Origin of the sequence: Massilia solisilvae (genome assembly GCF_024753215.1) — a bacterium.
Taxonomy (GTDB): Bacteria; Pseudomonadota; Gammaproteobacteria; order Burkholderiales; family Burkholderiaceae_D; genus Telluria; species Telluria solisilvae.
On record NZ_JANUGV010000001.1, the window covers coordinates 1,504,566 to 1,519,769 of the forward strand.

12 protein-coding genes are annotated in these 15,204 nt (G+C 66.2%); 8 read left to right on the forward strand and 4 right to left on the reverse strand.

The window, feature by feature from the left end; genetic code table 11:
• Window position 1 precedes the first annotated feature (1 nt).
• From NX773_RS06795 to map, 4 genes are all read right to left on the reverse strand, one after another.
• Window positions 2-2,935 (reverse strand): EAL domain-containing protein, encoded by a 2,934-nt coding sequence (locus NX773_RS06795; protein WP_258855552.1) that lies wholly within the window; start codon window positions 2,933-2,935, stop codon window positions 2-4.
• 170 nt (window positions 2,936-3,105) lie between these two features.
• Window positions 3,106-3,852 carry a pseudouridine synthase gene (locus NX773_RS06800; protein WP_258855553.1) on the reverse strand — a complete coding sequence of 249 codons (747 nt, stop codon included), beginning with the start codon at window positions 3,850-3,852 and terminating at the stop codon, window positions 3,106-3,108.
• Between the two features lie 19 nt (window positions 3,853-3,871).
• Complete coding sequence (locus NX773_RS06805; RefSeq protein ID WP_258855554.1) at window positions 3,872-6,451, reverse strand: [protein-PII] uridylyltransferase; 2,580 nt, start codon at window positions 6,449-6,451, stop codon at window positions 3,872-3,874.
• A 1-nt stretch (window position 6,452) separates the two neighbouring features.
• Window positions 6,453-7,274 carry a type I methionyl aminopeptidase gene (map, locus tag NX773_RS06810; RefSeq protein WP_258855555.1) on the reverse strand — a complete coding sequence of 274 codons (822 nt, stop codon included), beginning with the start codon at window positions 7,272-7,274 and terminating at the stop codon, window positions 6,453-6,455.
• 301 nt (window positions 7,275-7,575) lie between these two features.
• On the opposite strand from map, the gene rpsB reads away from it, so the two are divergent.
• The 8 genes from rpsB to rseP all read left to right on the forward strand — a co-directional run bounded on the left by rpsB (window position 7,576) and on the right by rseP (window position 15,152).
• A complete protein-coding gene (gene rpsB, locus NX773_RS06815) occupies window positions 7,576-8,322 on the forward strand; it encodes a 30S ribosomal protein S2 (RefSeq protein ID WP_258820335.1) in 747 nt (248 codons plus the stop codon).
• 132 nt (window positions 8,323-8,454) lie between these two features.
• Complete coding sequence (gene tsf / locus NX773_RS06820) at window positions 8,455-9,363, forward strand: translation elongation factor Ts (protein ID WP_258855556.1); 909 nt, start codon at window positions 8,455-8,457, stop codon at window positions 9,361-9,363.
• Between the two features lie 266 nt (window positions 9,364-9,629).
• Window positions 9,630-10,346 carry a UMP kinase gene (gene pyrH / locus NX773_RS06825; RefSeq protein WP_258820333.1) on the forward strand — a complete coding sequence of 239 codons (717 nt, stop codon included), beginning with the start codon at window positions 9,630-9,632 and terminating at the stop codon, window positions 10,344-10,346.
• A gap of 34 nt (window positions 10,347-10,380) precedes the next feature.
• Window positions 10,381-10,941, forward strand: coding sequence for a ribosome recycling factor (gene frr, locus NX773_RS06830; protein WP_258855557.1), 561 nt, complete (start codon window positions 10,381-10,383; stop codon window positions 10,939-10,941).
• Between the two features lie 94 nt (window positions 10,942-11,035).
• A complete protein-coding gene (gene uppS / locus NX773_RS06835; protein ID WP_258855558.1) occupies window positions 11,036-11,785 on the forward strand; it encodes a polyprenyl diphosphate synthase in 750 nt (249 codons plus the stop codon).
• The gene (locus NX773_RS06840; RefSeq protein ID WP_258855559.1) at window positions 11,785-12,615 is read left to right on the forward strand and encodes a phosphatidate cytidylyltransferase; all 831 of its coding nucleotides are present in this window, start codon (window positions 11,785-11,787) and stop codon (window positions 12,613-12,615) included. Before uppS ends, NX773_RS06840 begins: the two co-directional genes overlap by 1 nt.
• A 13-nt stretch (window positions 12,616-12,628) precedes the next feature.
• Complete coding sequence (gene ispC, locus NX773_RS06845) at window positions 12,629-13,807, forward strand: 1-deoxy-D-xylulose-5-phosphate reductoisomerase (protein ID WP_258855560.1); 1,179 nt, start codon at window positions 12,629-12,631, stop codon at window positions 13,805-13,807.
• A gap of 4 nt (window positions 13,808-13,811) precedes the next feature.
• Window positions 13,812-15,152, forward strand: coding sequence for an RIP metalloprotease RseP (rseP, locus tag NX773_RS06850; RefSeq protein ID WP_258855561.1), 1,341 nt, complete (start codon window positions 13,812-13,814; stop codon window positions 15,150-15,152).
• The last annotated feature ends 52 nt before the right edge of the window (window positions 15,153-15,204 follow it).

The following is a 15,204-nucleotide window of genomic DNA, read 5'->3' on the forward strand; positions in this document are numbered from 1 at the left end:
CTCACGCGGCAGCGGCGCTGCCGTCGGCCGCGCCGTGCCCGGCTTCGTCGCTGGCCACCAGGCGCATGGGCGGTGCGGCCAGCAGCGCGCGATCGATCAGCTGCCCGCGCGCCAGCAGGGCGGTGCACTCGGCTGCCGGCAGCGGGCGGCTGGCATAGTAGCCCTGGATCTGGTCGCAGGCGTAGCCGTGCAGGGTACGCGCCTGCTCCAGGGTCTCCACGCCTTCGGCCACCACCTTCAGGCTCAGGTGGTGGGCAAGGCTGATGACGGCTTGGGTGATGGCGGCGTCGTCGCCGTCCTCGGGCAGGTCGCGCACGAAGGCACGGTCGATCTTGAGCGTGTCGAGCGGGAAGCGCTTCAGGTAGGCCAGGCTGGAATAGCCGGTGCCGAAGTCGTCGATCGACAAGTGCATGCCGAGGCGCTTGATCGCGGCCAGCGTGGCCGCCGCGCTTTCCGGATCGGCCATCAGCAAGGATTCGGTGAGTTCGAATTCGAGCAGCTGCGGGTTGGCGCCGGAAGCGCCGACGATGCGCTCGATCACCTGCGCCAGGTCGGCTTGCTGGAACTGGCGCGCCGACAGGTTGATCGCCACCGGCACCGGGGCCGCGCCCTCGCGTTCCCACAGCAGCAGCTGGCGGCACACCTGGCCGATGATCCATTCGCCCACTGGGATGATGATGCCGGTGTCCTCGAGGATGCCGATGAATTCGAGCGGCGGCACCAGGCCGCGCACCGGGTGCTGCCAGCGCAGCAGCGCCTCGAAGCCGGCCAGCTTGCCGGTGGCCAGGCTCACCTTGGGCTGGTAGTGCAGCACGAACTCTTCGCGCCGCAGCGCTTCGCGCAGCTCGGCTTCGGTGCGCAGGCGCCGGGTCGCGTCCTCGTTCATCACCGGCATGTAGAACGAATGGGTGTTGCGGCCCGCCTTCTTGGCGCTGTACATCGCGTTGTCGGCGTTGCGGATCAGGGCCTCGGCCGCCTCGCCGTCGCCCGGCCAGGTGGCAATGCCCACGCTGGCGGTCGCGTACACCTGCTGGCCCTGCACGCGGTAGGGCCGGCCCAGGGACTCGACGATGGCGGCGGCCACGGCGCGGCTCTCGCGGCGCTGGGCCGCGGCCGGCAGCACCACGGCGAACTCGTCGCCGCCCAGGCGGCCGACCACGTCGCCCGCGCGCACGCAGTCGAGCAGGCGGCGCGCGGCCTGCACCAGCAGTTCGTCGCCGGCGGTGTGGCCCAGCGTGTCGTTGACGTCCTTGAAGCGGTCCAGGTCGATCAGCAGCACCGCGCAGCTGTCGGCGCGGCTCTTGGCGCGCGCGATCGAGTCGTCCAGGAAGCGCGTCAGGCGCCGCCGGTTGGGCAGGCTGGTCAACTGGTCGTACTGGTCGAGGAAGGTCAGGCGGCTCTTGGCCTCGTGGCGCTCGAGCGCGGTCGCCACCAGCGTCGCGATGCTCTTCAGGAAATCGGTTTCCACCGGCGTAAAGGTGCGCTCGCCGATGTCGTACACGCCGATTGCGCCGAACAGGCGCGTGCCGCGGAAGATCGCCACGTCCAGCCCGCAGCCGACCACGCTGGAGGCGCGCAGCGGCGCCGACCATGGCAGCAGGCCGGGCTGTCCCTGCGTGCGGACGGCGGCCTGGCAGTCGTACACGGTGCCGTTCATCTGCGACGGCCAGCCCGCGACCGCGCGTGCGATCGCCACATTGCGTTCGGTGTCCGCTTCCAGCAGCACCGCAAAGCGCGTGTTCAGGCCCTGGGCGGCGGTGGCCGCGGCCTGCGCGAACAGTTCGTCCAGCATCGAGGCGTGCAACGCCTTCTGCCCCAGCGCCGCGATCAGGGTCTGGCGCCGCGCGTTGTCCAGGATCGCTTGTTCAAAGTCCTTGCGCGCGGTGATGTCGATGTCGATGCAGATGTACTTTTCGACCGCCTTGTCCGCGCCCAGAATCGGCACCACGGTGCGGAACCACTGGGTTTCGCCCTGCGCGCCGGATACCGTCACCTCGCCGGTCCAGACCAGGGGCGAGGGCACCCATGGCAGGCCGCTGGCATTGGCCGGGCGCCCGATGGTGGCCAGTTCCATCCCGGCCAGCGCCTCGCGCGCGATCCCGCAGCAGCGCACGAACTGCTCGTTGGCGTCCACGATGCGGCCCAGCTTGTCCACCTCGCACATGCTGGCCACCTGGTCCATCGCGCGCTTGTGCTCGAGCAGCGTGTGCATCAGGTGCGCGATGCGCTCGCCATACTGGTTGCGCAGGCTGGCGGTGGTGCGGTTGATGGCGTGGATCGCGTCCTGGATCTCGACCGGCGCATCGTCCAGCAGCGGCGCCTCGGCCGTCACTTCGCCAGCCGATACTTCGTTCTCGAAGTGCTGCAGGCGCTGCAGGTTGGCGAGCCAGCGGCGCAGCGTCGAGCGCATCAGGAGGTAGCAGGCCAGCGCAAACGCGGCCACCAGCGCGGCGGTCTGCACCGCCACGTCCCACAGCTGCGCGGCGATCGCCGCTGCGTCGATGGCCAGGCCCAGCACGCCGATGCTCTGCCCGCCAGCCTCGACCTTGCGCACCACGTCGGGCATCCTGCGGTCGATGGCGTGCACCAGCCACGCGGGCGCGCCCGGCCCTTTGGCCGGCGGCGCGGCGAGGACGGTCATGCCGTGCGGCCCGCGAAACGCGGCGCTCTTGAGCGGCGAGCCTGCCAGCGCCAGGTGCATCACCTGCTCGACGCGGGTGGCGTCGCCTTCCAGGCTCTCATGGGCGATGGCTTGCGCGGTGATGTCGGCGATGGTGTTGGCCGCCTGGTCGGTGTCGGCAAGGCGCTGGCTGAACTGGTAGCGGTAGAACATCCCGAGGCCGAACAGCAGGAACACCAGCATGCACAGCCCGAACATGGCAAATACCCGGCCGCTGAGGGAGCGTGGCAGGAACTTGTGCGGGAATAGGGTCATGGGAAGTCGCCCCGGTGCCGCGCTATCGGCCCGGGCGGAGTATTGCTACATTTGTTGCAACAATATAACACATTCTCACGTGCATCCCGCCCCGGCCGCAGCCAGAATCCCCCAAAATACGACGGTCTGTGGCGTGCGCCTTTACAAGACTTGACAGTTCACGCGGGCGTTCAGAACTGCTCATCCGGCGCCAGGTAGCGCCACTGGCCGGGCGGCAACTCGCCCAGCTTGACGCGGCCGATGCGCACGCGCTTCAGGCCCACGACCTTCAGCCCGACCATCTCGCACATGCGGCGGATCTGACGCTTCTTGCCTTCGCGCAGGGTAAAGCTGAGCTGGTCATCGTTCTGCCAGCGCACCTTGGCCGGCAGCAGCGGTTTGCCGTCCATCCACAGGCCATGGTTGAGCTTTTTCAGGTCGGCATCGGGCAGGCGGCCCGGCTTGGTGTACTGGACCCGCACCAGGTATTCCTTCTCGATCGAGGTGTCCTCGCCGATCAGCTTTTTCGCGATGCGGCCGTCCTGGGTCAGCACCAGCAGGCCTACCGAGTCGATGTCCAGGCGCCCGGCCGGGACCAGGCTTTTCAGCTGCGCCGGGTGGAACTGCTCGGGCGAAGGGTCGGCGCTCCAGCGGTTCTCCGGCTTGACCAGCACCACGGCCGGCTTGTAGCCGTCCTCGGCCTGGCCGCTGACGTAGCCGACCGGCTTGTGCAGCAGAACGGTCACGCGCCGGGCCTGCTGGGCCTGGGCCTGGCGCTCCACCGTGATGCGCTGCGACGGCAGCACCTTGCTGCCCAGTTCCGACACCACCTGGCCGTCCACCCGCACCCAGCCGCGGGCGATCCATTCGTCGGCCTCGCGGCGCGAGCACAGGCCAAGTTCGGACATGCGTTTGGAAAGGCGGAGTGGTTCAGTCATCGGTTCTTGCAGGGGAAGGTTAAATCTTGAGTGCTTCGAGCAGGTCGGTCTCGAGCTGCACCTGGGTGCGCGGGTTGGACAGGGCTGCGCCGTCGATCAGGAACACGTCCTCGACGCGCTCGCCGAGGGTCATGATCTTGGCCGTGTGCAGGTTGATACGGTAGCGCGTGAGCACCAGCGCGACCGAATACAGCAGGCCGGTGCGGTCGTTGGCCGCGATCGACAGCACGTAATACTGGCCGCGCTCGTCCGGGCGCAGCTCCACGGTCGGCTGGATCGGGAAGGTCCGCGACAGGCGCGACAGGCGGCCACGCACCGGCGCGCCCAGCGGGCTCTGGCGCGTGAGCAGCTCGGTCAGCTCGTGCTCGATCAGGTTGATGATGTCGCGGTAGCTGCCGGCGAAGGTCTGCTCGGTCACCAGGAAGGTGTCCAGCGCGTACCTGGTGCGCGTGGTGTGGATCTTGGCGTCCAGGATCGAGAAGTTCTTGCGGTCGAAGTAGCTGCAGATGCGCGCGAACAGGTCGGGCTGGTCCTTGCAGTACACCGTCACCTGCAGCCCTTCGCCGATCGGCGCCAGGCGGCACTTGACCACCGGGCGCGCGCTGTCCACCTTGTCGTGCAGCGCGCGCGTCTGCCATGCGATGTCGGAAGCGTCGTGGCGCAGGAAGTAGGCCACGTCGAGCTGGTCCCACAGCTGTTCGTGCGCGGTGGCCGACAGGCCGAACAGGCGCAGCGTGGCCAGCGCCTCTTGCTGGCGCGCGCGCAGCTCGCGGTCCGCGCTCGGCGGCTCGCCGCCCAGCACGCGCAGCGTGATCTTGTACAGGTCTTCCAGCAGCTTGGCCTTCCAGGCGTTCCACACCTTCGGGCTGGTGCCGCGGATGTCGGCCACCGTCAGCAGGTACAGCGCCGAGAGGTGGCGCTCGTCCTTCACCAGCGCGGCGAACGCGGCGATCACGTCCGGGTCGGACAGGTCCTGCTTCTGCGCCACCTGCGACATCGTCAGGTGATGCTCGACCAGGAACAGCACCAGCTCGGTGTCCTGCTCCGACAGGCCATGCTCGAGGCAGAACCGGGCGGCGTCCACGCGCCCGAGGGTAGAGTGGTCGCCCCCGCGGCCCTTGGCGATGTCGTGAAACAGCGCGGCCACGTACAGCAGCCAGCGGTCGCGGAAGTTGGCGATCAGCTGGCTGCAGAACGGGTATTCGTGCGCGTGCTCGGGCATGGTGAAGCGGCGCAGGTTACGCACCACCATCATGATGTGCTGGTCCACCGTGTAGGCGTGGAACAGGTCATGCTGCATCTGGCCGATGATGTTGCGGAAGGTCGGCAGGTAGCGCCCCAGAATGCCCAGGTCGTTCATGCGCCGCAGCGCGTGCACCAGCCCCTGCGGCGCCTGCAGGATGCGCAGGAACAGGCGGCGGTGCGCGGGATCGGCGCGGAACGCCTCGTCGATCTGCTTGCGCGCGTGCCACAGCGCGCGCGTGGTGCGCGCGGTCATGCCCTTGATGTCGGGGCGCTCGGTCATCACCACGAAGATCTCGAGCACGGCCGACGGGTTGGCCTGGAAGGTATCGTCGCGCACGATGTCGATGAAGCCGTTCACCTCGTTAAAGCGCGGGTTGACCGGCATCGGCACCGTCGGCTGCGGGAACAGGCGCGCCTCGATGTTCTGCAGCAGGATGGTGTTGAGCTGGGTGACGGTCTTGGCGGCCCAGTAGTAGCGCTGCATCAGAAATTCGCTGGCGCGGCGGGCGTCCGCCCCGTCGGAGTTGGTCAGGCCAAAGGTCTCGGCGATCGCGGTCTGCACGTCGAACAGCAGGCGGTCTTCGCGGCGCCCGGTCTGCAGGTGCAGGCGCACGCGGATGTCCTTGAACGCGCGCTCCTTTTCCATCAGCTGGCGCGCTTCCTCGCGCGTGATCAGGCCGCGCGTGGCCAGCTGGCCCCACGAGTTGGCCAGGCCCGCCGCCTTGGCCACCCACAGGATCACCTGCAGGTCGCGCAGCGCGCCCGGGCTCTCCTTGCAATTGGGTTCGAGCGCGAATGCGGTGTATTCGTACTTGGCGTGGCGCAGCCGCATTTCGGCGGTTTTGGCCTGGAAAAAGGCCTGCGGGTCCATCGCCTCGCGGTAGCGCCGCTGCAGCTGCGCGAACAAGGCCTGGCTGCCGGTGACCAGGCGCGCTTCCAGCAGGCTGGTTTGCACCGTGATGTCGGCCTCGGACTCGACCATGCATTCGTCCACGGTGCGGATGCTGTGGCCGATTTCCAGTCCCAGGTCCCAGAGCAGCTGCACCAGTCCCTCGACGCGCGCCTGGGTCAGGGCGTCCAGCGGCGCGCCCAGCAGGATCAGGACATCGACGTCGGAGTAGGGGAACAGTTCGCCGCGGCCGTAGCCGCCCACGCCCACCAGCGCCGTGTCGGCTGGCAGCCCGGCGGCCTGCCAGGCCTCGGCCAGCACCGCGTCCACCACGCGGCGCAGGCCGCGCAGCAGCTTTTCGGGCTTGCCGTCATGGCGGAACTCGGCGATGACGTGCTGGCGCTCTGCCTTCAGCTTTTGCTTGAGCCGGGGTCGCGCCTGGTCGAGCAGCGCGGCGACTGGCATGTCAGGCCGCCGCTTGTGCCTTGGGCTGGACGATGGCCGGCGGCGGCGGGGTGCCGGCCGACTTGGTCAGGATTTCGTAGCCGGTTTCGGTCACCAGCACCGTGTGCTCCCACTGGGCGGACAGGCTGCGGTCCTTGGTCTTGATGGTCCAGCCGTCCGGCATTTCGCGGATCTCGCGGCGGCCGGCGTTGATCATCGGCTCGATCGTGAAGATCATGCCCGTTTCCAGCTTTTCGTGGGTGCCCGGGCGGCCGTAGTGCAGCACCTGCGGCTCTTCGTGGAACACGCGGCCGATGCCGTGGCCGCAGAACTCGCGCACCACGCTGTAGCCGTTCTTTTCGGCGTGCTGCTGGATCGCGTGGCCGATGTCGCCCAGGTGGATGCCCGGCTTGACCATCGAGATGCCGATCCACATGCACTCATAGGTCACGTCGGACAGGCGGCGCGCCAGGATCGACGGCTCGCCGACGAAGAACATGCGGCTGGTGTCGCCATGGAAGCCGTCCTTGATGACGGTGATGTCGATGTTGAGCGCGTCGCCGTTCTTGAGCACCTTGTCGCCCGGGATGCCGTGGCAGATCACGTCGTTGACCGAGGTGCAGATCGCTTTCGGGTACGGGGTGTAGCCCGGCGGCGCGTAGTTCAGCGGGGCCGGCACCGTGCCCTGCACGTTGACCATGTACTCGTGGCACAGGCGGTCGAGTTCGCCCGTGGTCACGCCCGGCTTGATGAAGGGCGTGATGTAGTCGAGCACTTCGGAGGCCAGGCGGCCGGCCACGCGCATGCCTTCGATTTCTTCCGGGGTTTTGATGGAAATGGGCATAGGGGTCACAATCAGGAAAAGGAAAGGCACGGCCGCGCGCCGGGGGGCCGCACCGTGCTAAAAATTCATGCCATTATACGGCATCTTGTCCGCGGCTGCCCCGGGGCGCGGCTGGCGGCCGGGGCAGGGGCGCGCGCATGCTTGAAAAAGACCCCGAATCCGGCTAGAATCTCGGGTTGCTTGATTTCACTTCGAGCAACGCCCTCAAAAGCGTCTTTTTATCAAATCGCGAACAGCGTCCGACAAAGGGTGCCTGCAAAGGTGACTGGGCCTGTTCAAGACTTAACCCTGGAGAAATTCAATGTCCGTTACTATGCGCGAAATGCTGGAAGCCGGTGTTCACTTCGGCCACCAGACCCGTTTCTGGAACCCGAAGATGGCCCCGTTCATCTTTGGTCATCGCAACAAAATCCACATCATCAACCTGGAAAAAACCATGGCGATGTACCAGGATGCGATGAAAACCATCAAGCAGATCGCTGCCAACCGCGGCACCATCCTGCTGGTGGGCACCAAGCGCCAGGCCCGCGACATCATCGCCGCTGAAGCGCAACGCGCCGGCGTGCCCTATGTTGACCAGCGCTGGCTGGGCGGCATGCTGACCAACTTCAAGACCATCAAGACCTCGATCAAGCGCCTGAAAGACATGGAAGCTGCCATCGAGTCGGGCGAAGTCGACAAAATGTCGAAGAAAGAAGCCCTGATGTTCAACCGCGAGCTGGACAAGCTGCAAAAGTCGATCGGCGGCATCAAGGACCTGAACGGCGTGCCGGACGCGATCTTCGTCGTGGACGTCGGCTACCACAAGGGCGCCGTCACCGAAGCCGGCAAGCTGGGCATCCCGGTCATCGGCGTGGTTGACACCAACCACTCGCCGGAAGGCGTGACCCACGTGATCCCGGGCAACGACGACTCGTCGAAGGCGATCACCCTGTACGCACGCGGCGTGGCCGATGCGATCCTGGAAGGCCGTGCCAACGCGACCAACGAAGTGGTCGAGATGGTCAAGGGCGGCGACGAATTCGTCGAAGTTTCCGAGCAAGCATAATTGCAGGGCAGGCCGCGCGCCTGCCCACTGACCGAAGGGGGGCCTTGCCTCCCCTTTTTTTAAGCAGAACAAACGCGGCACGCGCCCCGATGCGCGATCCGCACCCTGGATTCTAATTTAGGAGAAAACAACATGGCAGCGATTACTGCAGCGATGGTTGGCGAACTGCGCGCCAAGACCGACGCCCCGATGATGGAATGCAAAAAAGCACTGACCGAAGCCGAAGGCGACATGGCGCGTGCCGAAGAGATCCTGCGCGTCAAGCTGGGCGGCAAGGCATCGAAGGCCGCCGCCCGCATCACCGCTGAAGGCGTGGTGGCCGCTTACATCGCCGGCAACATCGGCGCGCTGGTCGAAATCAACAGCGAAACCGACTTCGTCGCCAAGAACGAAGAGTTCCTGGCCATGGCCAACCTGGCTGCCAAGCTGGTCGCCGAGAACAACCCGGCCGACGTCGCTGCCCTGGCTGCCCTGCCGGTGGACGGCAAGACCTTCGACGACGTGCGCACCGCGCTGATCGGTAAAATCGGCGAGAATATGACCGTGCGCCGCTTCAAGCGTTTCGACACCAGCGCCAAGCTGGCTTCGTACCTGCACGGCGCGCGCATCGGCGTGATCGTCGAGTTCGAAGGCGCCGACGACCAGGTCGGCAAGGACGTGGCGATGCACATCGCCGCCATGAAGCCGGTCTCGCTGTCGTCGGATCAAGTGCCGGCCGAGCTGATCGAGAAAGAGCGTTCGGTTGCCCAGCTCAAAGCCCAGGAAGACGCCGACAAGGCCGTCGCCGAAGGCAAGCAGCCGCAATCGGCCGAGATCGTCGCCAAGCGTATCGACGGTTCGGTGCAGAAGTTCCTGAAAGAAGTGTCGCTGCTGAACCAGGCATTCGTGAAGAACGACAAGCAGTCGGTCGAGCAAATGCTGAAAGCGGCCAACGCGAACGTCAAATCGTTCGTGATGTACGTGGTAGGCGAGGGCATCGAAAAGAAAGTCGACGACTTCGCAGCAGAAGTCGCAGCACAGATGGCTGCTTCCAAGCAGTAAAATGGAAAACGGGCCGCGAGGCCCGTTTTTTTGACCCGTGGCCCTGGGGCCGTCGTTCCCGCGCAGGCGGGAACCCATGCTGAGTATGCCGCCCTGTGGCTGGCGCGAATACTGCAGATGGTCTATGGGTCCCCGCCTGTGCGGGGACGCCGGAGCGGCAGGCGCGGGCCAAGGCAATACACTCCACCTGCGCCCGCCGCAGGTGAGGCCGCCGCCAGCGGCCAGACCCGAATTTCGTAACAACACATTAAGGAGAGCGCACCATCATGACCAAACCCGCCTATCAACGAGTCCTCCTTAAACTGTCCGGCGAAGCGCTGATGGGCGACGACCCGTTCGGCATCAATCGCGCCACCATCGAGCGCATGGTCGCCGACGTGGCCGAAGTGGCAAACATGGGGGTGCAGTTGGCGGTCGTGATCGGCGGTGGCAACATCTTCCGCGGCGTGGCGCCCGGCGCGCAAGGCATGGACCGCGCCACCGCCGACTACATGGGCATGCTGGCCACCGTGATGAACGCGCTGGCCCTGGCCGACGCCATGCGCCAGCAGGGCATCACCGCGCGCGTCATGAGCGCGATCGCCATCGAGCAGGTGGTCGAGCCCTACGTGCGCCCGAAAGCGCTGCAGTATCTGGAAGAAGGCAAGGTCGTCGTGTTCGCCGCAGGCACCGGCAACCCCTTCTTCACCACCGACACCGCGGCCGCGTTGCGCGGCTCGGAAATCTCCGCCGAAATTGTTTTGAAGGCAACCAAGGTCGATGGCGTATATACTGCCGATCCGAAGAAGGATCCGCACGCTACCCGCTATGAATCGATTTCGTTCGACGAGGCGATCTCGAAGAACCTGCAGGTGATGGATGCGACCGCGTTCGCCCTGTGCCGCGACCAGAAGCTGCCGATCAAGGTGTTTTCCATCGTCAAACCTGGTGCGCTCAAGCGCGTGATCATGGGCGAAGACGAAGGTACACTGGTACACGTTTAACAGAAAATTTAAGTTTAGAACTCAGGAGAGCAGCATGTCTGTAGCTGACGTGAAGAAGAACGCCCAGGATCGGATGAACAAGTCGATCGAGACCCTGAAGAATGACCTGGCGAAGGTCCGCACCGGCCGCGCCCATACCGGCATCCTCGACCACGTGATGGTGGACTACTACGGTTCGCCGACCCCGCTGTCGGGCGTGGCCAACCTGACCCTGCTGGACGCGCGCACGATCGGCGTGCAGCCGTGGGAAAAGAAGATGCTGGCCGTCATCGAAAAAGCGATCCGCGAATCGGACCTGGGCCTGAACCCGTCGTCGTTCGGCGAGATGATCCGCGTGCCGACCCCGCCGCTGACCGAAGAGCGCCGCAAGGAAATGGTCAAGCTGTGCAAGTCGGAAGCGGAAGACGCCAAGATCGCCGTGCGTAACATTCGCCGCGACGCCAACGAACAGCTCAAGAAAATGGTCAAAGACAAGGCGATCTCGGAAGACGAGGAACGTCGCTCCCAGGACGAGATCCAGAAGCTGACCGACAAATTCGTGGCCGATATCGACAAGCTCGTTGGGGAAAAAGAAAAAGAAGTCCTGACCGTATAATCCTGGCGCCTCGCGCGTCCGCAGCGGACCGGCCTGGCCAGTATGGCCCGCCCGGTCCGTCCTTTCTTTTTGTATCGCCTCCGGGTCCCGATATATGATTTTCAAAAGTTCGACGACCGCAGTTCCCGACACGCCGCTGGTGCCGCGCCACGTCGCCATCATCATGGATGGCAACGGGCGCTGGGCAACCAAGCGGCTGTTGCCGCGCGTGGCGGGCCACGTCAAGGGCGTGGAAGCGGTGCGCACCGTGGTCGAGGCGTGCGTGGAGCGGGGCATCGAGTACCTGACCCTGTTCGCGTTCTCGTCCGAAAACTGGCGCCGCCCGCAGGAGGAAGTGTCGCTGTTGATGCGCCTGTTCGTCACCGCGCTCGAGCGTGAGGTGTCGAAGATGCACGCCAACAATATCCGCCTGAAGGTGGTGGGCGACCTGTCGCGCTTCGACCCCAAGCTGCAGGAGATGATCGCCGGCGCCATGCGCAAGACCGCCAACAACACGCGCCTGACGGTGACCGTGTGCGCCAACTACGGCGGCCGCTGGGACATCATGCAGGCAACCGGCAAGATGGTCGCGGCCAATCCCGGCGCCACCGACTTTACCGAAGAGATGCTGGCGCCGCACCTGGCCATGGCCTACGCGCCCGAGCCCGACCTGTTCATCCGCACCGGCGGCGAGGAGCGCATCTCCAACTTCCTGCTGTGGCAGCTGGCGTACTCCGAGCTGTATTTCACCGACACCTTCTGGCCGGATTTCGACAGCCAGTCGCTCGACGCGGCGATCGCGTCCTACCAGAGCCGCGAGCGCCGTTTCGGCCGCACCGGCGAACAAGTGGCAAAGAAAAGCTGATGCTGAAAACCCGGGTCATCACGGCGGTCGTGCTGCTGGCAGTGCTGCTGCCCATCCTGTACTTCAACAGCTACACGGCGTTCGCCGTGGTGGCCACGGTATTTTTCGGCGCGGCGATCTGGGAAGCCTTCCGGCTGTTTAACCCTGCCTCCAACAGCGCACTGGTGGTGGCCGGTTTCTGGACCGCGGCGTTTGCCTACGGCTTCTTCGTGCAGGGGCCCGGCAACCTGACCTTCTGGTTCGCCATCAGCGTGCTGATCTGGCTGCTGCGGCTGGCGCCTTCGCTCAAGATCGGCCTGCCGCCGCTCGATGCCGGCGGCAACACGCTGCTGTCGGTCACCTACGCGATCGCCATCGTCGGCTGCTTTGCCGCGATCGTCGCGCTGTTCCAGCATTCGCCGCTGTACCTGCTGTCGGTGATGGCGCTGGTCTGGATCGCCGACATCGGCGCCTACTTTGCCGGCAAGGCGTTCGGCAGGCGCAAGCTGGCGCCGTCCATCTCGCCCGGCAAGTCGTGGGAAGGCGCGGTCGGCGGCGGCATCGCGGTGCTGGTCATCGCCTCGCTCACCGTGCTGTTCGGCGGCCAGGCGCTGGCCGACACCTTCGCCGCGCGCACCGTGGCCCGGCTGGGCTGGGCCGCGCTGCTGGCGGTACTCATCCTCATCGTCGCCGCCAGTGTGGTGGGCGACCTGTTCGAATCACAGCTCAAGCGCCGCGCTGGCATGAAGGACAGCAGCAACCTGCTGCCCGGCCACGGCGGGGTGCTGGACCGGATCGATGCACTGATCCCGGTATTGCCATTGGCGGCGTTGATCGGCGCCTGGCTCTAAAAGGAGCTTCACAATGCAACGCATCACCATTCTCGGCGCCACCGGCTCGATCGGCGCCTCGACACTCGACGTGCTCGCGCGTCACCCCGAAAAATACCAGGTCCATGCGCTCACCGCGCACGGCCGCGTGGACGAACTGGCCGCGCAGTGCCGCGCGTTCCGTCCGGCGCGCGCGGTGGTCGGCACGGCCGAAGCCGCGCAGCGCCTGGCGCAGCTGATCGCCGACCTGCCCACCAGCGTCGAATACGGCGCGCAGGCGCTGTGCGACGTCGCCGCCAGCCCGGACACCGACACCGTGATGGCGGCCATCGTCGGCGGCGCCGGCCTGGCGCCCACGCTGGCCGCCGCGCGCGCGGGCAAGAAGGTCCTGCTCGCGAACAAGGAGGCGCTGGTCATGTCCGGCCAGCTGTTCATGGACGCGGTCAAGGAGCACAAGGCCACGCTGCTGCCGATCGACAGCGAACACAATGCGATCTTCCAGTCGCTGCCGCAGTCGTACGCGCGCCAGCCGGGCGACTCGGGTGTCGCGCGCATCCTGCTCACCGCTTCCGGCGGCCCGTTCCTGAACCGCGCCGTCGACACGCTCGAAGACGTGACGCCCGAGGAAGCGTGCAAGCACCCGAACTGGGTCATGGGCCGCAAGATCTCGGTGGACTCGGCGACCATGATGAACAAGGGCCTGGAAGTGATAGAGGCGCACTGGCTGTTCGGCGCGCCGGCCGAGATGATCGAGGTCGTGATCCACCCGCAATCGGTGATCCACTCGATGGTCTCGTACGTTGACGGTTCCGTGGTTGCACAGCTGGGCAACCCGGACATGCGCACTCCGATCGCGCACGCGCTGGCGTTCCCCGAGCGGATCGAGTCGGGCGTTGGCCAGCTCGACCTGACCCGGATGGCTTCGCTGCAGTTCCACCGTCCCGACTACCAGCGCTTCCCGTGCCTGGCGCTCGCCTTCGAAGCGCTGCGCGACGGCGGCACGGCGCCGGCGCTGCTCAATGCCGCCAACGAAGTGGCGGTGCAGGCCTTCCTCGACCGCCGCATCGGTTTTCGTGACATCGACCGCGTGATCGGCCGCGTGATGGACGAGATCGCGCATGGCGCAGCCGCGTCGATCGAAGCCGTGATGGAACAGGATGCGCGCGCCCGTGCCGCTGCCGAGCGCGTGGTTGCGGGTCTTGCGAGGGCTTGATGCCATGAACCTCATTTATACCGTACTGGCCTTCCTGCTGGCCCTGGGCCCCCTGGTGGTGTTCCACGAGCTGGGGCACTACGCCGTCGCCCGCCTGTGCGGCGTGAAGGTGCTGCGTTTCTCGGTCGGCATGGGCAAGATCGTCTGGATGCGCCGCTTCGGCCGCGACCAGACCGAATGGGCGCTGTCGGCGCTCCCGATCGGCGGCTACGTCAAGATGCTCGACAAGCGCGACCCGTCCACCGCGCCGCGCGACGAGGCGGAGCTGGCGCGCGAATTCACGTCGCAAAGCGCGGCCAAGCGCATGGCCATCATCGCCGCCGGGCCGCTGGCCAACTTCCTGCTGGCGATCGTGCTGTTTGCCGCGCTGTTCATGCATGGCGTGCAGGAGCCGAGCGCGCGCCTGTACGTGAACCCGAACGCCAGCGCGGCGTACCAGGCCGGCATGCGCGCCGGCGACACCGTCACCGCGGTCAACGGCGATCCGGTGCGCTCGCTGTCCGAGCTGCGCTGGGAAATCCTCAACGCCGCCGTGGACAAGCGCGAGGCGCAGCTCGAACTGCGCGGCGCCGGCGGCGGCAGCTACCGCGCCACCATCCCGGCCGCCGCGATGGCCAAACTGGACGTGGACAACGACGTGCTGGGCGCATTGGGCATGGACATGTGGCGCCCGCCCGCGATGCTGGGCGAGGTGGTGGCAGGCGGCGCGGCCGCCAAAGCCGGCCTGCGCAAGGGCGACCTGGTCACCGCCATCGACGGCAAGGCAGTTTCCGACTGGATTGCGCTGACCCAGGTGGTGCGCCAGTCCGCGGGCCGTGTGCTGCGCCTGTCCGTTACCCGCGATGGCGTGCCGATGGAAGTGGCGGTAACGCCCGACCGCGACGAGGCATCGGGGCGCGGCATGATCAAGGCCATGGTGGGCGTGCAGCCGGAGATCGTGACCGTCGCCTACGGGCCGCTTTCGGCGCTGCGCCACGCGGCCAGCGAAACCTGGGGGCAGGCCACCATGATGCTCAAGATGATCGGCAAGATGATCACCGGCGAAGTCTCGTGGAAGAACGTGGCCGGCCCGATCACCATTGCCGATGCCGCGGGCCAGAGCGCACATGCCGGATTGTCGGTCTTCTTGCGCTTTATCGCCTTCATCAGCATCAGTCTGGGTGTAATGAATCTGTTACCAATTCCGGTTCTGGATGGTGGCCATTTGCTGTATTATTCGCTGGAAGTTTTGACAGGGCGCCCCGTGCCCGAACGGATCGGAGAGATGGTCCAACGCGCGGGGGTAGGCCTGCTGTTCATGCTGATGGCGCTCGCCGTTTTCAACGACCTTGCGCGGCTGCTGTAGGGCTGCACCAGCGCAGGCGTTAGAATACGCCGTTTGTCCGATGACTGACCCA

What these genes read in the sequence shown, in the direction of transcription:
- NX773_RS06795 (WP_258855552.1), bottom strand. Translation starts at nt 2,935, where the DNA reads ATGACCCTATTCCCGCACAAGTTCCTGCCACGCTCCCTCAGCGGCCGG.
- NX773_RS06800 (WP_258855553.1), bottom strand. Translation starts at nt 3,852, where the DNA reads ATGACTGAACCACTCCGCCTTTCCAAACGCATGTCCGAACTTGGCCTG.
- NX773_RS06805 (WP_258855554.1), bottom strand. Translation starts at nt 6,451, where the DNA reads ATGCCAGTCGCCGCGCTGCTCGACCAGGCGCGACCCCGGCTCAAGCAA.
- map (WP_258855555.1), bottom strand. Translation starts at nt 7,274, where the DNA reads ATGCCCATTTCCATCAAAACCCCGGAAGAAATCGAAGGCATGCGCGTG.
- rpsB (WP_258820335.1), top strand. Translation starts at nt 7,576, where the DNA reads ATGTCCGTTACTATGCGCGAAATGCTGGAAGCCGGTGTTCACTTCGGC.
- tsf (WP_258855556.1), top strand. Translation starts at nt 8,455, where the DNA reads ATGGCAGCGATTACTGCAGCGATGGTTGGCGAACTGCGCGCCAAGACC.
- pyrH (WP_258820333.1), top strand. Translation starts at nt 9,630, where the DNA reads ATGACCAAACCCGCCTATCAACGAGTCCTCCTTAAACTGTCCGGCGAA.
- frr (WP_258855557.1), top strand. Translation starts at nt 10,381, where the DNA reads ATGTCTGTAGCTGACGTGAAGAAGAACGCCCAGGATCGGATGAACAAG.
- uppS (WP_258855558.1), top strand. Translation starts at nt 11,036, where the DNA reads ATGATTTTCAAAAGTTCGACGACCGCAGTTCCCGACACGCCGCTGGTG.
- NX773_RS06840 (WP_258855559.1), top strand. Translation starts at nt 11,785, where the DNA reads ATGCTGAAAACCCGGGTCATCACGGCGGTCGTGCTGCTGGCAGTGCTG.
- ispC (WP_258855560.1), top strand. Translation starts at nt 12,629, where the DNA reads ATGCAACGCATCACCATTCTCGGCGCCACCGGCTCGATCGGCGCCTCG.
- rseP (WP_258855561.1), top strand. Translation starts at nt 13,812, where the DNA reads ATGAACCTCATTTATACCGTACTGGCCTTCCTGCTGGCCCTGGGCCCC.